We start from the raw sequence: 18629 nt of genomic DNA, 5'->3' as shown, positions 1-18629 counted from the left end.
CCTCCGGGAGGACCCGTGTCCCGCACCGCCCTGCGCATCTGCCCGCTGTGCGAGGCCACCTGCGGACTGACCCTCACCATCGACGGCGGCCGTGTCACCGGCGCCCGCGGCGACGGCGAGGACGTCTTCAGCAAGGGCTTCATCTGCCCCAAGGGCGCCGCCTTCGGCGCCCTCGACGGCGACCCCGACCGGCTGCGCACCCCGCTCGTGCGGGAGAACGGCCGGCTGCGCGAGGCCGGCTGGGAGGAGGCGTTCGACGCGGTGGCCGCCGGGCTGCGCCCCGTGGTGGAGCGGTACGGCCCCGACGCGCTCGGCGTCGTCCTCGGCAACCCCAACGTGCACACCATGGCCGGCGCCCTCTACCCCCCGGTCCTGCTCGGTGCCCTGCGCACCCGGAGCCTGTTCACCGCCTCCACGGTGGACCAGATGCCCAAGCACGTCTCCAGCGGGCTGCTGTTCGGCGACGCCCACGCCATCGCCGTACCCGACCTGGACCGCACCGACCATCTGCTCCTCATCGGCGCCAACCCGCTGGAGTCCAACGGCAGTCTGTGCACCGCCCCCGACTTCCCGGGCCGGCTCAAGGCGCTTCGCGCGCGCGGCGGACACCTGACGGTGGTCGACCCGCGCCGCACCCGCACCGCCCGGCTCGCCGACCGGCACGTGGCGATCCGGCCCGGCACCGACGCGCTGCTGCTCGCCGCGATGGCGCAGGTGCTGTTCGCGGAGGGCCTGGTGGACCTCGCCGGCCTCGCCCCGCATGTCGAGGGTGTCGAGGAACTCCGGGCGGCGCTCGGCGACTTCACCCCCGAGTCCGTCGCCGCCGCCTGCGACGTCGAGGCGGACGAGATCCGCGCCCTCGCCCGCGAACTCGCCGCCGCCCGCACCGCCGCCGTCTACGCCCGCATCGGCAGCTGCACCGTCCCGCACGGCACCCTCGCGAGCTGGCTGGTCGATGTGCTGAACATCCTCACCGGCAACCTGGACCGGCCCGGCGGCGCCCTCTTCCCGCTGGCCGCCACCGCCAGGACCCCCCGCCCGGCGGGCCCCGGCCACGGTTTCGCGCTGGGCCGCTGGCACTCGCGGGTACGCCGGCACCCCGAGGCGAAAGGCGAGTTGCCGCTCGCCGCGCTCGCCGAGGAGATCGACACCGCGACCGAGGAGGGCGAGCCGATCCGGGCGCTGATCGTGGTGGCCGCCAACCCGGTGCTGTCCGCGCCCGACGGCAACCGCCTCGACAAGGCCCTCGGCTCCCTCGACTTCCTGGTCAGCGTCGACCCGTACCTCAACGAGACCTCGCGCCACGCCCACGTCGTGCTGCCCCCGCCGCCGCCCTCGCAAAGCCCGCACCACGACTTCGCCTTCAACGCCTTCGCCGTGCGCAACCAGGTCCGCTACACCCGCCCCGCGATCCCGCTGGAGCCCGGCCGCATGGCCGAGACCGAGATCCTCGCCCGGCTCACCCTCGCGGCCACCGGCATGCACGGCGCCGACCCCGGCGCCGTGGACGCGCTGGTCGTCGAGCAGACCCTCGGCAAGGCCGTACGGGACCCCGGCTCGCCCGTGTACGGCCGTGATCCGGGCGAACTCGCCGCTTCGCTCACCGGTGAGACCGGACCCGAACGCCGGCTCGACCTGATGCTGCGCCTCGGCCCCTACGGCGACGGCTTCGGCGCCCGCCCGGACGGGCTGACCCTGACCGTGCTCCTCGCCAACCCGCACGGCATCGACCTCGGCCCCCTGCGCCCGCGCCTCCCGGGGCCCCTCAAGACCCGCAGCGGCAAGGTGGAGTTGCTGCCCGGGCCGATCGCCGCCGACCTGCCCCGGCTGCGCGCGGCCCGCGACGAGCGCCCCGCGGGGCCGGTCCTCGTCGGCCGCCGCCATCTGCGCTCCAACAACAGCTGGATGCACAACGTCCCCGCGCTCACCGGCGGCAGCAACCGCTGCACCCTGCACGTGCACCCCGAGGACGCGGCCCGGCTCGGCATCCGGGACGGCGCGCAGGTGCGCGTCAAGGGCGCCGGCGGCGAGCTGGTGGCACCGGCCGAGGTCACCGACGCCGTGCGGCCCGGTGTGGTCAGCCTGCCGCACGGTTGGGGCCACGACCGCCCCGGCGCCCGGCTCGCGCACGCCGCCACCACCCCGGGCGTCAACGTCAACCAACTCCTCGACGGCACCCTGCTCGACCCGCTGTCGGGCAACGCGGTTCTCAACGGCATCCCCGTCGAGTTGTCCCCGGCGCCCTGACGGAGGGACGTTTCCTCACATTGCGCCGCCAGGGGGATATCTGACGGCGCGCCGGGCGTCGGTGCCGTCGGCCGCCGGGCGCATTGGGCAGAGTCCAGACGAGATCGATTTGTATGAAAATCGTCTGACTCGGAGGAAATGCGCATGCCCACCCGGACATTCCCACGCACCGCCGGCACCCGCGCCGGCGCCACCGTCGTCCTGACCGCACTCGCCGCGGCGGGCGCCTCGTGGGTGGCGGCACCGAACGCCATGGCCCAAGGGGAGAACGGCGACATCAGAGTCCACCGGGTCGGCACGCCCTTCGGCGTCTCGAAGGACGACCCCACGGTCTGCCGGTTCTACCTCGACGCCGTCAACTTCGACGTGCTGCCCGTCATCGCCTACACCATCACGCCGCAGCCTCCGCTGCCCACCGCGGCCACCGTCACCGGCACCATCCAGCTCGCCGCGGGGGCCGGGCACACCGACCCGCTGGGGCTCGCGGACGGCCAGTACCGGATCACCTGGACGGTGGCCGGCGCCCTCAAGGAGAAGGTCTTCCGGGTCAACTGCCGGGAGAACGGCGCCCAGGGTGCGCCCGGCCAGATCGGCGACCCGCAGCAGCACGAAGACCCGCAGCAGCACAACGACACGAGCTGGGGCGAGGGCGACGACCACGGCGACCCGCAGGGCGGGGTGCACGCGGGCGGCGGCGGGCTCGTCGACACCGCGGCCGCGTACTCCCCGGTGGGCGCCGCCGCGGCGGTGGGCCTGATCGCGGTCGGCGGAGCCGCGTACGTCCGGCGCAGCCGCCGACGGCCGCATGGCGCCGCGTAGGCGCAGACGCAGGCCCTGGTACCGGACCCGCGCCTACCGCCTCACCAGGACGGCCGTGCTCACGGCCGTCCTGGTGACGCTCGTCAGCCGGTGCGGGGACGACGGCGCACCGGGCCGCACGGACGGCCAGGACGCCGTCACCGCCGCCGGGGCGGACCCGGGCGCGGCCGACGGGCGCGGCGGGAGCCGGGCGGGGACCGGCTCGGCCCGCCCGCTGCCCCGCTCCCGGCCCACCTCCCTGCGCATTCCCTCGCTCGGCATCGACGCCCCGGTCACCGGCGTACGGCTCGGCGGCGACCGGCAGTTGGAGACACCGCCGTTCGACCGTCCGAAGACGGCAGGCTGGTACGAGGGCGGCGCCACCCCGGGGGAGGCGGGCACCGCGATCGCCGTCGGCCACCGGGACACCCCGTCCGGGCCCGCGGTCTTCGCCGCCCTCCCGCTGATCAAGCCCGGCAAGGCGATCGAGGCGCGGCGCGCGGACGGCCGTACCGCCGTCTACACCGTGGACCGGGTCCAGGTCTTCGACAAGTCCGGCTTCCCCGACAAGGAGGTGTACGGCCGCTCCCGCCGCCCGGAGCTGCGCGTGCTCACCTGCGGGGGCCTGTACAACAGGCGCAACGGGTACTCCAGCAACGTCGTGGTCTTCGCCCACCTCACCGCGACCAGGTGAGGCCGCTCGGCGAGAGCGTCTGGCGCCGCAAAACTAACGCCGCTAGTTTGTGGGGCGGACGACGCGGAGATCCGCCGGGAGGAAGCAGCATGAAGGCACACGACGGGCTGTACATCGACGGCGCCTGGCGCCCCGCCGCGAACCCGGGCGACATGATCGAGGTCGTGAACCCGGCCGACGAGCAGGTCATCGCCCGGGTCCCGGCCGGCGGCCCCGAGGACGTGGACGCCGCCGTCCGCGCGGCCCGTGCCGCCCTGCCCGGCTGGGCCGCCACGCCGCCCGCCGAGCGCGCCGCCCGCCTCACCGCTCTCCGGGACGCCCTCGCGGCCCGCAAGGACGAGATCGCCGAGACGGTCACCGCCGAACTCGGCTCGCCGCCCGCGTTCTCGGAGGCCGTGCACGCGGGCCTGCCCATCGTGGTCGCCGGCACCTACGCCGAACTCGCCGCGAGCCGCCCCTTCGAGGAGAAGGTCGGCAACTCCACCGTCCTGCACGAGCCCGTCGGCGTGGTCGGCGCGATCACCCCCTGGAACTACCCGCTGCACCAGATCGTCGCCAAGGCCGCCCCCGCGCTCGCCGCGGGCTGCACCGTCGTCCTCAAGCCCGCCGAGGACACCCCGCTCACCGCCCAGCTGTTCGCCGAGGCGGTGCACGAGGCGGGCGTCCCCGCGGGCGTGTTCAACCTCGTCACCGGTCTCGGGCCGGTCGCGGGGCAGGCCCTCGCCGGGCACCCGGACGTGGACCTCGTCTCCTTCACCGGCTCCACCGCCGTCGGCCGCCGGATCGGCGCGCTGGCCGGCGGGGCCGTGAAGCGGGTCGCCCTCGAACTCGGCGGCAAGTCCGCCAACGTCATCCTGCCGAGCGCCGACCTCGCCAAGGCGGTCAACGTCGGCGTGGCCAACGTGATGTCCAACTCCGGGCAGACGTGCAGCGCCTGGACCCGGATGCTGGTCCACCGCGACCGGTACGAGGAGGCCGTCTCGCTGGCCGCGGCCGCCGCCGAGAAGTACGGCGACCGCATCGGACCGCTGGTCAACGCCAAGCAGCAGGAACGGGTGCGCGGTTACATCGAGAAGGGCGTCGCCGAGGGCGCCCGGCTGGTCGCGGGCGGGCCCGGCGCCCCGCGTGAGAAGGGCTACTTCGTCAGCCCGACCGTCTTCGCCGACGTGACACCGGAGATGACCATCGCCCAGGAGGAGATCTTCGGGCCGGTGCTCTCCCTCCTGCCCTACGACGACGAGGACGACGCCCTGCGCATCGCCAACGGCACGGTGTACGGCCTCGCCGGCGCGGTCTGGGCCGGTGACGAGGACGAGGCGGTCGCCTTCGCCCGGCGGATGGACACCGGGCAGGTCGACATCAACGGCGGCCGCTTCAACCCCCTCGCCCCGTTCGGCGGGTACAAGCAGTCCGGGGTCGGCCGGGAACTCGGCAGCCACGGCCTCGACGAGTACCTCCAGACCAAGTCCTTCCAGTTCTGAGGGAGTCCGCCCGCCATGGCCGTACGAGCCGCAGTCCTTCCCGCCGTCGGCGCACCCCTGGAGATAACCGGCATCGAGCTGCCCGACCCGGGCCCCGGACAGGTCCGGGTCCGGCTCGCGGCGGCCGGGGTGTGCCACTCCGATCTGTCCCTGTCGGACGGCACGATGAGCGTGCCGGTCCCCGCCGTGCTCGGCCATGAGGGCGCGGGGACGGTCGTCGCCGTGGGGCCGGACGTCACCCATGTCTCGCCCGGCGAGTCCGTCGTCCTCAACTGGGCGCCCGCCTGCGGACGTTGCCACGCCTGTTCGCTCGGCGAGGTCTGGCTGTGCGCCAACGCGCTCAACGGCGCGGCCTCGGTCTACGCCCACGCGGCGGACGGCACCCCGCTCCATCCCGGTCTGAACGTCGCCGCGTTCGCCGAGGAGACCGTCGTCCCCGCGTCCTGTGTCCTCCCGCTGCCGCCGGGCGTACCGCTCGCGGACGCCGCGCTGCTCGGCTGCGCCGTGCTCACCGGGTACGGGGCCGTCCATCACTCGGCGCGGGTGCGCCCCGGGGAGACGGTCGCGGTGTTCGGCGCGGGCGGGGTGGGGCTGGCCGCACTCCAGTCGGCGCGGATCGCGGGCGCGTCCAGGATCATCGCCGTCGACGTCTCCGCGGAGAAGGAGGCCCTCGCCCGCGCGGCCGGGGCCACCGACTACCTCCTCGCCTCCGCCACCACGCCCCGTGAGATCCGCGCCCTCACCGCGCAGCAGGGCGTGGACGTCGCCGTCGAGTGCGCGGGCCGTGCGGTCAGCATCCGCGCGGCCTGGGAGTCCACGCGGCGGGGCGGCCGTACGACGGTCGTCGGCATCGGCGGCAAGGACCAGCAGGTCACCTTCAACGCCCTGGAACTCTTCCACTGGGGCCGCACGCTCTCCGGCTGCGTCTACGGCGACAGCGATCCCTCCCGCGACCTGCCCGTGCTGGCCGGACATGTCCGTACCGGCCGACTGGACCTCTCGACCCTGGTCACGGAACGCATCGGGCTGGAGGACATCCCGGGGGCCTTCGAGAACATGAGGATGGGGAAGGGGGGCCGGGCGCTGGTGGTGTTCTGAGGGGCGAAGGGGCGCGGGGAACCGCGCGATCAGCCACGCGCCCGCGCTCGCGGCGCGCCACCGAACCCACCACCGAACCCACCACCGAACCCACCACCGAACCCACCACCGTGACCGGGACTCACCCGAGCGCACCCGGAGAGATCCCCAGCGACGAGGACAACGCCCGCTCCCCCGACGGAGTCACCCGGACCGCCCGCTCGCTCCCGATCCGCTCGCACCACCCCGAATCCAGCGCGTGCCGGCACAACGCCGCCCCCGCCACCCCGGCGAGGTGCGGGCGGCGTTCCGTCCAGTCGAGGCACGCGCGGGCGAGCGGGCGGCGACCGGCGGAGGCCAGGGGAATCCCCGTCGTCGCGAACCAGTCGACGCCCGCGTCCGTCGGGGAGAACCCGGTGTCCTGCCGCAGCAGCCCCCGCGAGGTCAGCGCGTCCGTGAGGACGATGCCGAGCCGCCCGGCGAGGTGGTCGTAACACGTACGCCCCCGCGCCATGGCCGACTCGACGCCGGCTTCGCGCAGGGTGCGCGCGCGATGCCGTCCCGCCGCCGAAGGCACGTGCGCCGCGAGGTCCTCCACCAGCGTCGCCATCCGGGCATCGGCCAGCCGTACGTACCGGTGCCGCCCCTGCCGCTCCTCCGCGAGCAGCCCGCCCGCCACCAGCTTGCCGAGATGCTCGCTCACCGTCGACGCGGCCACCCCGGCGCGCCGTGCCAGCTCGCCCGCCGTCCAGGCCCGGCCGTCCAGCAGGGCCAGCAGGCACGCCGCGCGGGTCTCGTCCGCGATCAGCCCGGCCAGCGAGGCGAGCCCCGCGGCCCGGGGGTCCTTGATCCTGGTCATACCTCCCAGGATGCGCCGGGAACGCTTCGGTGGGTACCGAAGTGTCGGAACAGGGGGCTAAGCGCCCTGCCGTACCCGCTCGTACTGCTGCGCCAGCCCGTCCAGCAGCGCCGAAAGCCCTGTCTCGAACGCCCGCTCGTCGATCTTCTCCTGCTGCTCGGCGAGCAGATGGGCCTGTCCGAGATGGGGGTAGTCGGCGGGGTCGTACGCGCTCGCGTCGTCCACGAACCCCCCGGCGAACGAGCCGAGCGCGGAGCCCATGATGAAGTACCGCATCAGCGCCCCGATCGACGTGGCCTGCGCCGGCGGCCACCCCGCGTCGACCATCGCGCCGTACGCCGCGTCCGCCACCCGCAGCGCGGCCGGCCGCCGCCCGGGGCCCCGCGCGAGCACGGGCACGATGTTGGGGTGGGCGCGCAGGGCGGCCCGGTAGGAGACGGCCCAGTCGTGCAGCGCGGTCCGCCACGCGCGCCCGTCCTCGAACATCGACAGGTCCACCAGCGCGCTCACCGAGTCCGCGACCGCCTCCAGGATCTCGTCCTTCGTGCGGAAGTGGTTGTACAGCGAGGGTCCGCTCACCCCCAGCTCCGCGGCGAGCCGGCGGGTGGAGACGGCGGCCAGGCCCTCCCGGTCCACGAGTTCGCGGGCCGTCCGGACGATCCGGTCGGTGCTGAGCAGGGGCTTGCGCGGTCGGGCCATGGCGCACATAGTAGGGCTGCGGCTGTAAACTAGCAGTGCTAATTTAAATGGATGAGGTGATCTCGTGGTGAACCTGGGGCTCAGCGAGGAGCAGGCCGCCGTGCAGCGGCTCGCGCGGGACTTCGTGACACGCGAGATCGCCCCGCACGTGGTCGCCTGGGACCGGGCCGAGGAGGTCGACCGGGGCATCGTGAAGAAGCTCGGCGAGGTCGGATTCCTCGGGCTGACGATCCCGGAGGAGTACGGCGGCTCCGGCGGCGACCACCTGTCGTACTGCCTGGTCACCGAGGAACTCGGCCGCGGTGACTCCTCCGTGCGCGGCATCGTGTCCGTCTCCCTCGGCCTCGTGGCCAAGACCATCGCCGCCTGGGGCGACGAGGAGCAGAAGCGGCGCTGGCTGCCGGGGCTGACCGCGGGCGAGTACGTGGGCTGCTTCGGCCTCACCGAGCCCGGCACCGGCTCCGACGCGGGCAACCTCACCACCCGTGCGGTGCGCGACGGGGACGAGTACGTCGTCAACGGCGCCAAGATGTTCATCACCAACGGCACCTGGGCGGATGTCGTCCTGCTCTTCGCCCGCTCCACCGACGCCCCCGGTCACCGGGGTGTGAGCGCCTTCCTGGTGCCGACCGACACGCCCGGCCTGAGCCGTCGCCCGATCCACGGCAAGCTCGGCCTGCGCGGCCAGGCCACCGCCGAACTCGTCCTGGAGGACGTGCGCGTGCCCGCCTCGGCGATGCTGGGCGAGGAGGGCAAGGGCTTCTCGGTCGCCATGTCCGCGCTCGCCAAGGGCCGGATGTCGGTCGCCGCGGGCTGTGTCGGCATAGCCCGGGCCGCGCTGGACGCGGCGCTCGCGTACGCGGGGGAACGCGAGCAGTTCGGCAAGCCGATCGCCGGGCACCAGCTGGTGCAGGAGCTGATCAGCGACATCGCCGTGGACGTGGACGCGGCCCGGCTGCTCACCTGGCGGGTCGCCGATCTGATCGACCGCGGCGAGCCGTTCGCCGTCGAGTCCTCCAAGGCCAAGCTGTTCGCCTCCGAGGCCGCCGTCCGGGCCGCCAACAACGCGCTCCAGGTCTTCGGCGGATACGGCTACATCGACGAGTACCCGGTCGGTAAACTCCTGCGCGACGCCCGGGTGATGACCCTGTACGAGGGCACCAGCCAGATCCAGAAGCTGGTCATCGGCCGCGCCCTGACCGGGGTTTCGGCGTTCTGAGTACCGCATGAGCGCATGAGCGGAGGCGGCGCGGGCCGCGTCCGCCGGTGCTCTTCCCCATGGGCGGCACACCGGTCAGGCGGCACACCCTCGCCGAGGTGATCCGCGACCGCCAGGAGGCCGGGCGGATCGTCGGCCGGGTCGACCGGGCCCGTCCGGACAAGCTCCTCGCCGGGCGCGACCCCTTCGCCGGGAAGCCCTGACCGTCCGGCGGGCCTTCGGGCTGCTGTGCTAAGCGCTCGCTCACCGTCGGCGGTATGGTGGTGCTCCTGTCACCGAGAGGGGCGAGAGAGCGATGAGTACGGCGGAGGAGACGACCGGCGGCGAAGCGGAGCCGTGGGAAGAGGTCACCCCTGACGCGGCCCGGCGGCTGCTGGTCGCCGCCGTGGAGGCCTTCGCCGAGCGCGGCTACCACGCGACGACGACCCGGGACATCGCGGGCCGCGCCGGGATGAGCCCCGCCGCGCTCTACATCCACTACAAGACCAAGGAAGAGCTGCTCCACCGGATCAGCCGCATCGGCCACGACAAGGCGCTCGACATCCTGCGTACGGCGGCCCGTCGCGAGGGCACCGCGAAGGCGCGGCTCGCCGACGCGGTCAGCTCCTTCGTCCGCTGGCACGCCGGGCGGCGCACCACCGCGCGCGTCGTGCAGTACGAGCTGGACGCCCTCGGCCCCGAGGCGCGCGCGGAGATCCTCGGGCTGCGCCGGCAGGTCGACGCCGAGGTGCGCGGGATCATCGAGGACGGCGTCGCCGCGGGCGAGTTCGACGTGCTCGACGTGCAGGGCACGACGCTCGCCGTGCTGTCGCTGTGCATCGACGTGGCCCGCTGGTTCAACATCGACGGGCCACGTACGCCCGAGGCGGTCGGCGACCTGTACGCCGAGCTGGTGCTGCGGATGGTCGGGGCGAAGTAGCCCCGGCGCCGCGCCGCCTACAGGTAGTAGCGGGACACCGACTCCGCCACGCACACCGGCTTGTCGCCGCCCTCGCGCTCCACGGTGAAGGCGACGGCGACCTGGACACCGCCCGTGACGTCCTCGACCCCGGTGATCCTCGCGGTGGCGCGCAGCCGGGAGCCGACGGGGACGGGGGAGGGGAAACGGACCTTGTTCGTGCCGTAGTTGACGCCCATCCTCACGCCCTCGACGCGCATCAGCTGCGGGCCGAAGAGCGGCAGCAGCGAGAGGGTGAGGTAGCCGTGCGCGATGGTCGTCCCGAACGGCCCCGCGGCGGCCTTCTGCGGGTCCACGTGGATCCACTGGTGGTCCCCGGTGGCCTCGGCGAACAGGTCGATCCGCTTCTGGTCGACCTCCAGCCAGTCGGTGTACCCCAGCTGCTCGCCCTCGGCCGCCTTCAGCTCGGCGGGGGAGGTGAAGATCCTCGGTTCTGCCATGTTCCCGGCCTCTCGATCGTATTCCTAAGCAACTGCTTAGCATGGTCCGGTACGAGGGCGATGTCAACGGATTGACTAGGCTCTGAGGAGTGCCGCAGATTCCCGAGAAGATCCATGAGCTGACCGTCGGCCAACTGTCCGCGCGCAGCGGTGCCGCCGTGTCCGCGCTGCACTTCTACGAGGCCAAGGGGCTGATCTCCAGTCGCCGCACCGCCGGCAACCAGCGCAGGTTCAGCCGTGACACGCTGCGCCGGGTGGCGTTCATCCGTGCGGCGCAGCGGGTGGGTATCCCCCTCGCCACGATCCGCTCCGCGCTGGCCGAGCTGCCGGAGGAGCGGACGCCCACGCGGGAGGACTGGGCACGGTTGTCGGAGGTGTGGCGGTCGGAGCTGGACGAACGGATCACCCAGCTCAACCGTCTGCGGGACCATCTGACCGACTGCATCGGGTGCGGGTGCCTGTCCCTGGACACATGCGTGCTGTCCAACCCGGACGATGTGTTCGGGGAGCGGCAGGCGGGGTCGCGACTGATGGCGGAGGGGCGGTAGGCGTGTCGCGCCGCCCCGGTCACTCGTACTCCGTCCCGCCCTTGCGCGTCAGATACGCCGGGCTCACCGCCTTCGCGATCGCGCGCCCGCCGGTCACCGGGCTGTGGCGCTCGGTGGCCGGGCGTATCACCACCCCCTCGCGCAGGTGCAGTTCGCGACCGGACACGGTCTCCCGGCCGCTCGCGACGGACAGCACCTGTTCGATGTCGTACGGCCCGGAGAACAGCCGGGGGACCAGCGGCAGCTCGCCCTCCAGCAGGGCCGCGGCGTCCAGCCAGCGCACGGAACCGCCGATCTCCGCGCAGACGTCGAACACCGCGTACCCCAGCGTCTCGCGGCGGCCGTCCGCGCCGTACGTGAGGTCCTGGACCCCCGCGCCGTAGACCTCCCCGAAGACACCGACGCGTCGTGCCCCGAGCCGTTCGGCGAGCCGGGCGGCCGCCTCGGGGACGCCGTGGGCGGTGACGGCCCGCCAGTACAGGTTGCGAGGATCCTCCCGGAGCGCGAGCGACTTCGCGCCGAAGCCCTTGGAGGAGACGTACACCCGCCCCCCGTCGGCGGCGTACGTCAGCAGGCAGGCCGAGCCGTGCAGCTTCTCCGTGAGGACCACCGGCTCGCCGGGCGTGAAGATGTCCGGATACCGCTGGATGTTCTCGATGTCGACCCAGGGCAGCAGCTCGGGCGCCGGCTCCACCTCGCCGTTCATGGTGGGCGGGATCGGCGGCACCCATTTGGTGATGCCGAGCCGCTCCGCGAAGTCCGTGCCCTCGACCGCGGCGGCCGTCAGGTCGACGCCGTCGAGCGCCTTCGGCCGGCACACGATGCCCTGCGACAGCTCGCCCCGCAGCCGTACCGCCCTGACCCGGTTGGCCGCGGCCCCGGCGAGCCGCCCGGTCAGCCCCAGCTCCTCGATCAACTCGTTCGGCAGCACCGCCTGTTCGGGGATGTAGACCGCCACCTCCCCGCTCCGGAAGGCGCCCTTGGCCACCACGGCCCGGTACAGCCCCACCTGTGCCAACTCAAGCGCGTCGGCGTTCGGGTGCTCATGGACGGCCAGCACCTCGGCGGTCACCCGCAGCGTGGACATGAAGATCCCCGTTCGTATCGGCTACGACTCCAGCTCACGCCACGTTCCCGGAGGTTAAACACCTGGAGCGACCCAATTCCCGCCTGCTACCGTCCCTGTCCGGACCGGCCCCGCCGGTGACGTCAGCGGAGCGTGGGGGGCGCGGCATCCCCGGCGCGGCCCCCTGGTGCTTCCCCCTGCCGGGCCGGCTCGGTCAGGCCGGCATCAGCAGCCGCCCCCGCCCGGCGCCCGCCAGCGCCTGCGGGGAGAGCACCGGACGCGGGACGAGTATCCCGCAGTCGGTGCAGACCGGTCCGGAGGACGGCTCGTGGTCGAGGCCGTACTTCCAGACCAGCCGGTCGGCTCCGCACACCGGGCAGCACGCGCCCGGCTCCCGCTCCAGCGCCGCGATCAGCCGGCGCAGCACCTCGGCCAGCGGGGCGGAGGGGTGCACCCGCGGGTCGTCGCACCAGGCGACCCCGAAGCCGCCCCAGGTCATCCGGTGCCAGTCGTCCACACTGCCCGGCCGGCGCAGCCCGTCGTGCTTCTCGCGGCGGCGCCGCTCGGTGAACTCGCTCTCGTAGCGGAGCCAGACGGAGCGGGCCTCCTCCAGTTCCTCCAGTGCGGCCACGAGCCGCGCCGGGTCGGGGGAGCGGTCCTCGGGACCGAACCCGGCCCGCGCGCACAGATGGTCCCATGTCGCCCGATGCCCGTAAGGGGCGAACTTCTCAAGGCACTTGCGCAGCGAGTAGCGCCGCAGCGCCAGATCGCAGCCCGGATCGCGTACCTGTCTCGCCAGACTCCGGAAACCGGCCATCGCCCTGCACCTCCGTCACACCTGCACCTGTCCCGCTGTCACTTCGGCGTCGCCGTACGGACGTCGCCTGATAGACGTAGCGACAGGCGCTTCGGCTCCGTCTCTTCTCGCGGTTTTCTCCTGGGCCTTCCTACGGACTTCAAAACGTGACGCATGTTCATCTTCAACTTCGGGGATACCGGCGGTAACGTTCGCGCACCCCAGTCGCTAGGAGCTGCCATGCCACGGCGAACCCCACGGACCGCCCTCGACAGAGTGAGAACGTTCCGCCGACTCCCCGGGTTCCTGAAGACCGCGTCGGTATGCGTTCTGATAGCCGGACTTGTCTCGCCCCTCACCCAGACCGCGGCGAGTGCCGCGGCCCCGACCCCCACCGCGGCCGCCTCGAACGACTACTGCGGCGGCCAGTGTTCGGACATCCTGCCGCCCGGCGAGAACGGCAACGCCACCCTCGCGCAGATCCTCCTCAACCAGGCCTTCGGCACCCAGCCCGCCCACGCCGAGGACCAGCTCGGCCCGTACGCCAACCTGGCCACGGGCTACAAGGGTCTCAACGACACGACCATCAACAACTTCTTCAACGACGCCTCGTTCGGCGTCCCTTCCGACCAGGTCGCCTCGACCGAGAAGCCCAACGGCCGCAGCGACGTGACGATCGTGCGCGACAAGAAGACCGGTGTGCCCCACATCACCGGTACCACCCGCTACGGCACCGAGTTCGGCGCCGGGTACGCCGCGGCCGAGGACCGGCTCTGGCTGATGGACGTCTTCCGGCACGTCGGCCGGGGCCAGCTGACCTCCTTCGCCGGCGGCGCCGCCGCCAACCAGGGCCTGGAGCAGGAGTTCTACCGCAACGCGCCCTACACCGAGGCCGACCTCCAGGCGCAGATCGACCGCGCCGTGGCGAACAACGGCGCCCGCGGCCAGCAGGCCCTCGCGGACGCCGACGCCTACCTGGACGGCATCAACTCCTACATCGACGCCTCCGACAGCGGCCGTTACTTCCCCGGCGAGTACGACCTGACCGGGCACAAGGACGCCATCACCAACGCGGGCACCATCGACCACTTCAAGATCACCGACCTGGTGGCGCTGGCCTCCGTCATCGGCTCCCTGTTCGGCTCCGGCGGCGGCGGCGAGGTCGACAACGCCCTCTCCCTGATGGCCGCGCAGAACAAGTACGGCGTCGAGGAGGGCACCAAGGTCTGGGAGTCCTTCCGCGAGCGCAACGACCCCGAGGCCGTGCTCACCGTCCACGACGGCCAGAGCTTCCCGTACGTCGCCAAGCCCGCCGACGCCAAGGGCCAGGCCCTGCCCGACGCCGGCTCGGTGACCCAGGAACCGCTGGTCTACGACCGGTCCGGCAGCGCGGCCACCACCGCCGCCAAGAACGCCTCCACCACGGCCGCGAAGACGGACCTCGGCTCCGCGCACCGCGGCATGTCCAACGCCCTCGTGGTGAGCGGCAAATACACCGCGAGCGGCCATCCGATCGCCGTCTTCGGGCCGCAGACCGGCTACTTCGCCCCGCAGCTGCTCATGCTCCAGGAGATCCAGGGCCCCGGCATCAGCGCCCGCGGCGCCTCCTTCGCGGGCCTGAGCATGTACGTCGAACTCGGCCGCGGCCAGGACTACTCCTGGAGCGCGACCACGTCCGGCCAGGACATCATCGACACCTACGCGGTCGAGCTGTGCCAGGACGACTACCACTACCTGTACCACGGCACCTGCACGGCCATGGACAAGGTCGAGCAGAAGAACTCCTGGTCGCCCACGCTGGCCGACGGCACCGCCGCCGGCTCGTACACCATGCGGGTGTGGCGCACCAAGTACGGGCCGGTGGAGTACCGGGCGACCGTCGGCGGCAAGAAGGTCGCCTACACCAGCCTGCGCTCCTCCTACCTGCACGAGGTCGACTCGATCATCGGCTTCCAGATGCTGAACGACCCCGGCGCCGTCAAGGGTCCCCAGGACTTCCAGAGCGCGGCGCAGCACATCAACTACACCTTCAACTGGTTCTACGCCGACTCCCAGCACACCGCCTACTACAACAGCGGTGACAACCCGGTCCGCGCGGACGGCGTCGACGCCGACTTCCCGGTGTGGGCGCAGCCCGCGTACGAGTGGAGGAACTGGAACCCGGACACCAACACGGCCGACTACACCGCGCCTTCGGCCCACCCCAACTCCATCGACCAGGACTACTACGTGTCCTGGAACAACAAGCAGGCCAAGGACTACACCACCGCCTCCTGGGGCGACGGCTCCGTGCACCGCGGCAACCTGCTGAACGACAGGGTGAAGAAACTGGTCGCGGCCGGCGGGGTGACCCGCACCGAGCTGGTGCAGGCCATGGCGTCCGCCGGTGTCTCCGACCTGCGCGCCGAGGACGTGCTGCCCGAACTGCTCCAGGTGATCGGCTCCTCGCCGGTGACCGACTCCACGGCCGCCGCCGCGGTGAGCAAGCTCCAGGCCTGGGTGAGCGCGGGCGCCCAGCGCACCGAGACCTCCGCCGGTTCCAAGACCTACGCCGACGCCGACGCGATCCGCATCCTGGACGCCTGGTGGCCGCTGCTGGTCAAGGCGGAGTTCCAGCCCGGTCTCGGCAGCGACCTGTACAACGCGCTCACCGCCAACCTGTCCATCGACGAGGCCCCGTCCGCCGGACACGGGCCGACCGGCTCGCACGCCGGAAGCTCCTTCCAGTACGGCTGGTGGAGCTATGTCGACAAGGACATCCGGACGGTGCTCGGGCAGAGCGTGCAGGGCCCCCTCGCCGAGAAGTACTGCGGCGGCGGCGACCTCGGCTCCTGCCGGGACACCCTGATCAGCACCCTCAAGCAGGCCGCCGGGATGACCGCCGCCCAGGTCTACCCGGGCGACAGTCTCTGCTCCGCCGGTGACCAGTGGTGCGCCGACTCGATCGTCCAGCGCACGCTGGGCGGCATCAAGCACGGCAACATCAGCTGGCAGAACCGGCCGACCTTCCAGCAGGTCGTGGAGTACACCTCGCACCGGTGACATCCGGACGAGGCGAGCGGTGACTGGCGGCGGGTCAGACGATCCGGCCCGCCGCCAGCACCACCCGCGCCAGTTCGGGGTGCAGGATGTCGCTGTGCGCCCCGGCCGGCGGACCGCCCCGGCGGACCACCGCGGCCGCGTCCACGTTCACGCACCCCGACGCGGGCAGCCGGCCCGCCAGGGCGCCGGCCAGGTCCAGCTGGGCCGTGCCCGGCACCGCCTGCACCCCGTCGTGGCCCATCGCGCCCCACCGGGGGCCCAGCACGGCCGCGATCTCGTTGCCCAGGCAGGACCGGTCGTCCCCGGCGAGCCGTGAGGCCAGCGGGTAGAACGTGCCGAGCGCCGTGTCGAAGCGCGAGTGGCAGCACACCAGCGGGCCGTCGACGCGCCGCTGCTGATCCTTCAACGCGCCCGACCTGTGCGGGTCGTCGGGCAGCCGCTCGGCGAACGCGTAGTGGGAGAGCGCGCCTTCGAGCAGCGTCACGGACTTCACCGGGCGCACCTCGCCGGGCAGCCCGCGCAGCGCGAACGACACCAGCCGCCCGCCGAAGCTGTGCCCCACCAGATGGACCCGCACCCCGGGCGCCGCGGTGGCCAGCGTGCCGAGCAGCGGACCGAGCCCGTGCTCGCCGACGGTCCCGGCCCGCCCCTTCATCTGGTAGTACGCCGCCTGCCGCAGCAGTTCCTTGGCGCCCTCCCAGGGGTTGGGCAGACCGAACCCCTCCGCACCGGCCGGGTTCGCGACCGCGGCCAGCGCGTCGGCGAACTCCACGCAGACGGTGGCGGGTTCCTCGGTGAACACGGCCGGCTCGCCCTGCTCGTCGGTGTCCGCCGCCGCGGGACCCGCCCCGTCCAGCAGCAGCCGCACCAGGCGCCCGAACGTGGTCAACCCCGCGTCGCCGTCCGGCCGTTCGTCGAGGAGGCGACCCAGCTGGTCGACGACGGTCGCCCGGTCCGGGAAGGCCGTGAGCAGCGCGCGCCGGGTCTCCTTGTCCAGCGCCGGGGCGGGCGCCGCCTCCGCCTCCGTCGCCACCACCGACTTCGGGAAGTCGGGGATCGGCTCGTCGCTGAACCGCATCGACGGCCAGACCACCCCGACGTACCCGAGACGCGCCCCGGGCGCCAGCGCCGGGAACGGGGCGAAGAACCGGCGGTACAGCGCGGTCGCGGCCGACCGGTCCTCGTTCCAGCCGTGCGCGAAGACGACCAGGTCACGAACGCCGTGGTCCGTGACCTGGGCCAGCAGACGGTCGCGTTCCGGCGGGTCGACGTCCCCGCTCGCGTCGAAGGTCAGCTCCCAGTAGGGAGACACGCTCATCCCAGGATCCGCCATGCCAGGCTCCCTCGCCCCGCGGAAACGATGCGTTACCTGGTGTGATGGTCCCGCAACGGAGCGGAGTTGACCAGCCTTCGCGCCTCACCCGTACAGCAGATACTCCTTTCGGATCCGCCGGAACGCGGCCAGCTCCTGCTGCCAGGCGCCCACCACCTCGTCGGTGTCCGCGCCCGCGTCGATCATCGTGCGCACCCGGTCCGAACCCGTCAGCTTGTCGATCCAGTCGTCCGGGCGCCAGGCGAAGCCGTCCCACACCCTCCGCGCGGTGACCAGCAGGGCGATCCCGGTGCGCACGGGGTCGTAGGCCGCCCGGTCCGTCACATGGATCTGCACCCCGCCGACCGTCCTGCCCTGGAACTTCGAGAACGTGGGCGCGAAGTACGCCTCCCGGAACCGCACCCCGGGCAGCCCGAGCCGGTTCGCGGCCGCCGCCCAGCGGCCGTCGAGGCCCTCGGCGCCGAGGAGTTCGAACGGGCGGGTGGTGCCGCGGCCCTCGGAGAGGTTCGTACCCTCGAACATGCACGTGCCGGAGTACACCAACGCCGTGTCCGGAGTGGGCATGTTGGGGCTCGGCGGCACCCAGGGCAGGTTCGAGGCGTCGTAGAACTCCGTGCGCCGCCAGCCCGTCATCCGGACCGTCTCCAGCGGGACGGGCGCGGCGAGGAACTCCTCGTTGAACAGCCGGGCCAGTTCGGCGACGGTCATGCCGTGCGCCTGCGCGATCGGCCGCCGGCCGACGAACGTGGCGAACTCCTCGTGCAGCACCGGGCCCTGGGCCTCGCGGCCGGTGATCGGGTTCGGGCGGTCGAGCACCACGAAGCGCTTGCCCGCGAGCCGGGCCGCCTCCATGCAGTCGTACAGCGTCCAGATGTACGTGTAGAAGCGCGCGCCGACGTCCTGGATGTCGAACACGATCGTGTCGACGCCGGAGGCGGTGAAGACGTCGGCGAGGGGCCGGCCGCTCTTCAGGTACGTGTCGTACACCGGCAGGCCCGTTTCCGGGTCGTCGTAGCGGCCCTCGGAGCCGCCGGCCTGGGCGGTGCCGCGGAAGCCGTGCTCCGGGCCGAAGACCGCCGTCAGCTCGACGAGCGGGCTCGCGTGCATCACGTCGACGATGTGCTCGGCGTTCCTCGTGATGCCCGTCGGATTGGTGACGACGCCGACGCTCTGGCCGCGCAGGAGCCGGTAGTCGTCGGCCGCGAGTCGTTCGAAGCCGGTGCGGAAGGTCTCGCGGTGGTGGGACGCTGGGACCGGCACGGCGGCGAGGGTGGCCGTGGCCAGGAGGTTTCTTCGGGACAGGTGCACGGTGCCTCCGTGAGTGCGGAAGGTGCGGGCCCCTAGAGGTTGATGCGACGGGCCTTCCTTCACA

Annotated in this window: 17 protein-coding genes; 10 read left to right on the top strand and 7 right to left on the bottom strand. The window is 72.8% G+C overall.

What is annotated here, in order from left to right:
* The first annotated feature begins 15 nt into the window (after positions 1-15).
* The 5 genes from ACWDD7_RS25835 to ACWDD7_RS25815 all read left to right on the top strand — a co-directional run bounded on the left by ACWDD7_RS25835 (position 16) and on the right by ACWDD7_RS25815 (position 6318).
* Positions 16-2247 (top strand): molybdopterin oxidoreductase family protein, encoded by a 2232-nt coding sequence (locus tag ACWDD7_RS25835; RefSeq protein ID WP_450459105.1) that lies wholly within the window; start codon positions 16-18, stop codon positions 2245-2247.
* A 144-nt stretch (positions 2248-2391) separates the two neighbouring features.
* Positions 2392-3066, top strand: coding sequence for a hypothetical protein (locus ACWDD7_RS25830; RefSeq protein ID WP_450459104.1), 675 nt, complete (start codon positions 2392-2394; stop codon positions 3064-3066).
* Complete coding sequence (locus tag ACWDD7_RS25825; RefSeq protein WP_450459103.1) at positions 3053-3739, top strand: class F sortase; 687 nt, start codon at positions 3053-3055, stop codon at positions 3737-3739. The genes ACWDD7_RS25830 and ACWDD7_RS25825 overlap by 14 nt, the downstream gene beginning before the upstream one ends.
* A gap of 89 nt (positions 3740-3828) precedes the next feature.
* Positions 3829-5220 (top strand): aldehyde dehydrogenase family protein, encoded by a 1392-nt coding sequence (locus tag ACWDD7_RS25820; protein WP_351874290.1) that lies wholly within the window; start codon positions 3829-3831, stop codon positions 5218-5220.
* Between the two features lie 15 nt (positions 5221-5235).
* Entirely contained in the window at positions 5236-6318 is a 1083-nt protein-coding gene (locus ACWDD7_RS25815; protein ID WP_450459102.1) for a Zn-dependent alcohol dehydrogenase, read from the top strand.
* A 121-nt stretch (positions 6319-6439) separates the two neighbouring features.
* Here the strand turns inward: ACWDD7_RS25815 and ACWDD7_RS25810 are convergent, their stop codons facing one another.
* Both ACWDD7_RS25810 and ACWDD7_RS25805 read right to left on the bottom strand, forming a co-directional pair.
* Positions 6440-7156: an ArsR/SmtB family transcription factor gene (locus ACWDD7_RS25810; protein WP_450459101.1), complete on the bottom strand. Its 717-nt coding sequence runs from the start codon at positions 7154-7156 to the stop codon at positions 6440-6442.
* A gap of 57 nt (positions 7157-7213) precedes the next feature.
* Positions 7214-7855 (bottom strand): TetR/AcrR family transcriptional regulator, encoded by a 642-nt coding sequence (locus tag ACWDD7_RS25805; RefSeq protein ID WP_125208946.1) that lies wholly within the window; start codon positions 7853-7855, stop codon positions 7214-7216.
* 67 nt (positions 7856-7922) lie between these two features.
* Between ACWDD7_RS25805 and ACWDD7_RS25800 the strand changes: the two genes are divergently transcribed.
* The 3 genes from ACWDD7_RS25800 to ACWDD7_RS25790 all read left to right on the top strand — a co-directional run bounded on the left by ACWDD7_RS25800 (position 7923) and on the right by ACWDD7_RS25790 (position 9993).
* Complete coding sequence (locus ACWDD7_RS25800) at positions 7923-9074, top strand: acyl-CoA dehydrogenase family protein (protein ID WP_351874296.1); 1152 nt, start codon at positions 7923-7925, stop codon at positions 9072-9074.
* 59 nt (positions 9075-9133) lie between these two features.
* Positions 9134-9277 carry a hypothetical protein gene (locus tag ACWDD7_RS25795; protein ID WP_450459100.1) on the top strand — a complete coding sequence of 48 codons (144 nt, stop codon included), beginning with the start codon at positions 9134-9136 and terminating at the stop codon, positions 9275-9277.
* A 92-nt stretch (positions 9278-9369) separates the two neighbouring features.
* Positions 9370-9993, top strand: coding sequence for a TetR/AcrR family transcriptional regulator (locus tag ACWDD7_RS25790; protein ID WP_285562455.1), 624 nt, complete (start codon positions 9370-9372; stop codon positions 9991-9993).
* A 17-nt stretch (positions 9994-10010) separates the two neighbouring features.
* Here the strand turns inward: ACWDD7_RS25790 and ACWDD7_RS25785 are convergent, their stop codons facing one another.
* Positions 10011-10472 (bottom strand): MaoC family dehydratase, encoded by a 462-nt coding sequence (locus ACWDD7_RS25785; protein ID WP_351874281.1) that lies wholly within the window; start codon positions 10470-10472, stop codon positions 10011-10013.
* Between the two features lie 89 nt (positions 10473-10561).
* On the opposite strand from ACWDD7_RS25785, the gene soxR reads away from it, so the two are divergent.
* Positions 10562-11020, top strand: a complete 459-nt coding sequence (gene soxR / locus ACWDD7_RS25780) for a redox-sensitive transcriptional activator SoxR (RefSeq protein WP_351874278.1) — start codon at positions 10562-10564, stop codon at positions 11018-11020.
* A gap of 19 nt (positions 11021-11039) precedes the next feature.
* Here soxR and ACWDD7_RS25775 read toward each other — a convergent pair whose 3' ends face one another.
* Complete coding sequence (locus tag ACWDD7_RS25775; RefSeq protein ID WP_450459099.1) at positions 11040-12107, bottom strand: RNA ligase (ATP); 1068 nt, start codon at positions 12105-12107, stop codon at positions 11040-11042.
* Positions 12108-12300: 193 nt separating this feature from the next.
* Entirely contained in the window at positions 12301-12903 is a 603-nt protein-coding gene (locus ACWDD7_RS25770) for a hypothetical protein (protein WP_351874273.1), read from the bottom strand.
* 219 nt (positions 12904-13122) lie between these two features.
* On the opposite strand from ACWDD7_RS25770, the gene ACWDD7_RS25765 reads away from it, so the two are divergent.
* Positions 13123-15924: a penicillin acylase family protein gene (locus tag ACWDD7_RS25765; protein ID WP_450459098.1), complete on the top strand. Its 2802-nt coding sequence runs from the start codon at positions 13123-13125 to the stop codon at positions 15922-15924.
* Positions 15925-15958: 34 nt separating this feature from the next.
* Here ACWDD7_RS25765 and ACWDD7_RS25760 read toward each other — a convergent pair whose 3' ends face one another.
* Together ACWDD7_RS25760 and ACWDD7_RS25755 are read right to left on the bottom strand one after the other, a co-directional pair.
* A complete protein-coding gene (locus tag ACWDD7_RS25760) occupies positions 15959-17257 on the bottom strand; it encodes a serine-threonine protein kinase (protein WP_450459097.1) in 1299 nt (432 codons plus the stop codon).
* Positions 17258-17341: 84 nt separating this feature from the next.
* Positions 17342-18565 carry an exo-beta-N-acetylmuramidase NamZ family protein gene (locus tag ACWDD7_RS25755; protein WP_351874265.1) on the bottom strand — a complete coding sequence of 408 codons (1224 nt, stop codon included), beginning with the start codon at positions 18563-18565 and terminating at the stop codon, positions 17342-17344.
* Positions 18566-18629: the final 64 nt, after the last annotated feature.

The sequence above is a fragment of the Streptomyces sp. NPDC001056 genome, from assembly GCF_053598955.1.
The sequence above is the reverse complement of the archived record's forward strand: the minus strand, read 5'-3'. Positions and strand labels throughout refer to the sequence as shown.

Excerpts from the sequence above, each read along its gene's own strand:
- ACWDD7_RS25765 (WP_450459098.1), top strand. The coding sequence starts at position 13,123 with ATGCCACGGCGAACCCCACGGACCGCCCTCGACAGAGTGAGAACGTTC.
- ACWDD7_RS25815 (WP_450459102.1), top strand. The coding sequence starts at position 5,236 with ATGGCCGTACGAGCCGCAGTCCTTCCCGCCGTCGGCGCACCCCTGGAG.
- ACWDD7_RS25820 (WP_351874290.1), top strand. The coding sequence starts at position 3,829 with ATGAAGGCACACGACGGGCTGTACATCGACGGCGCCTGGCGCCCCGCC.
- ACWDD7_RS25785 (WP_351874281.1), bottom strand. The coding sequence starts at position 10,472 with ATGGCAGAACCGAGGATCTTCACCTCCCCCGCCGAGCTGAAGGCGGCC.
- ACWDD7_RS25805 (WP_125208946.1), bottom strand. The coding sequence starts at position 7,855 with ATGGCCCGACCGCGCAAGCCCCTGCTCAGCACCGACCGGATCGTCCGG.
- ACWDD7_RS25795 (WP_450459100.1), top strand. The coding sequence starts at position 9,134 with ATGGGCGGCACACCGGTCAGGCGGCACACCCTCGCCGAGGTGATCCGC.
- ACWDD7_RS25825 (WP_450459103.1), top strand. The coding sequence starts at position 3,053 with ATGGCGCCGCGTAGGCGCAGACGCAGGCCCTGGTACCGGACCCGCGCC.
- ACWDD7_RS25830 (WP_450459104.1), top strand. The coding sequence starts at position 2,392 with ATGCCCACCCGGACATTCCCACGCACCGCCGGCACCCGCGCCGGCGCC.
- ACWDD7_RS25760 (WP_450459097.1), bottom strand. The coding sequence starts at position 17,257 with ATGGCGGATCCTGGGATGAGCGTGTCTCCCTACTGGGAGCTGACCTTC.
- ACWDD7_RS25770 (WP_351874273.1), bottom strand. The coding sequence starts at position 12,903 with ATGGCCGGTTTCCGGAGTCTGGCGAGACAGGTACGCGATCCGGGCTGC.
- ACWDD7_RS25810 (WP_450459101.1), bottom strand. The coding sequence starts at position 7,156 with ATGACCAGGATCAAGGACCCCCGGGCCGCGGGGCTCGCCTCGCTGGCC.
- ACWDD7_RS25790 (WP_285562455.1), top strand. The coding sequence starts at position 9,370 with ATGAGTACGGCGGAGGAGACGACCGGCGGCGAAGCGGAGCCGTGGGAA.
- ACWDD7_RS25775 (WP_450459099.1), bottom strand. The coding sequence starts at position 12,107 with ATGTCCACGCTGCGGGTGACCGCCGAGGTGCTGGCCGTCCATGAGCAC.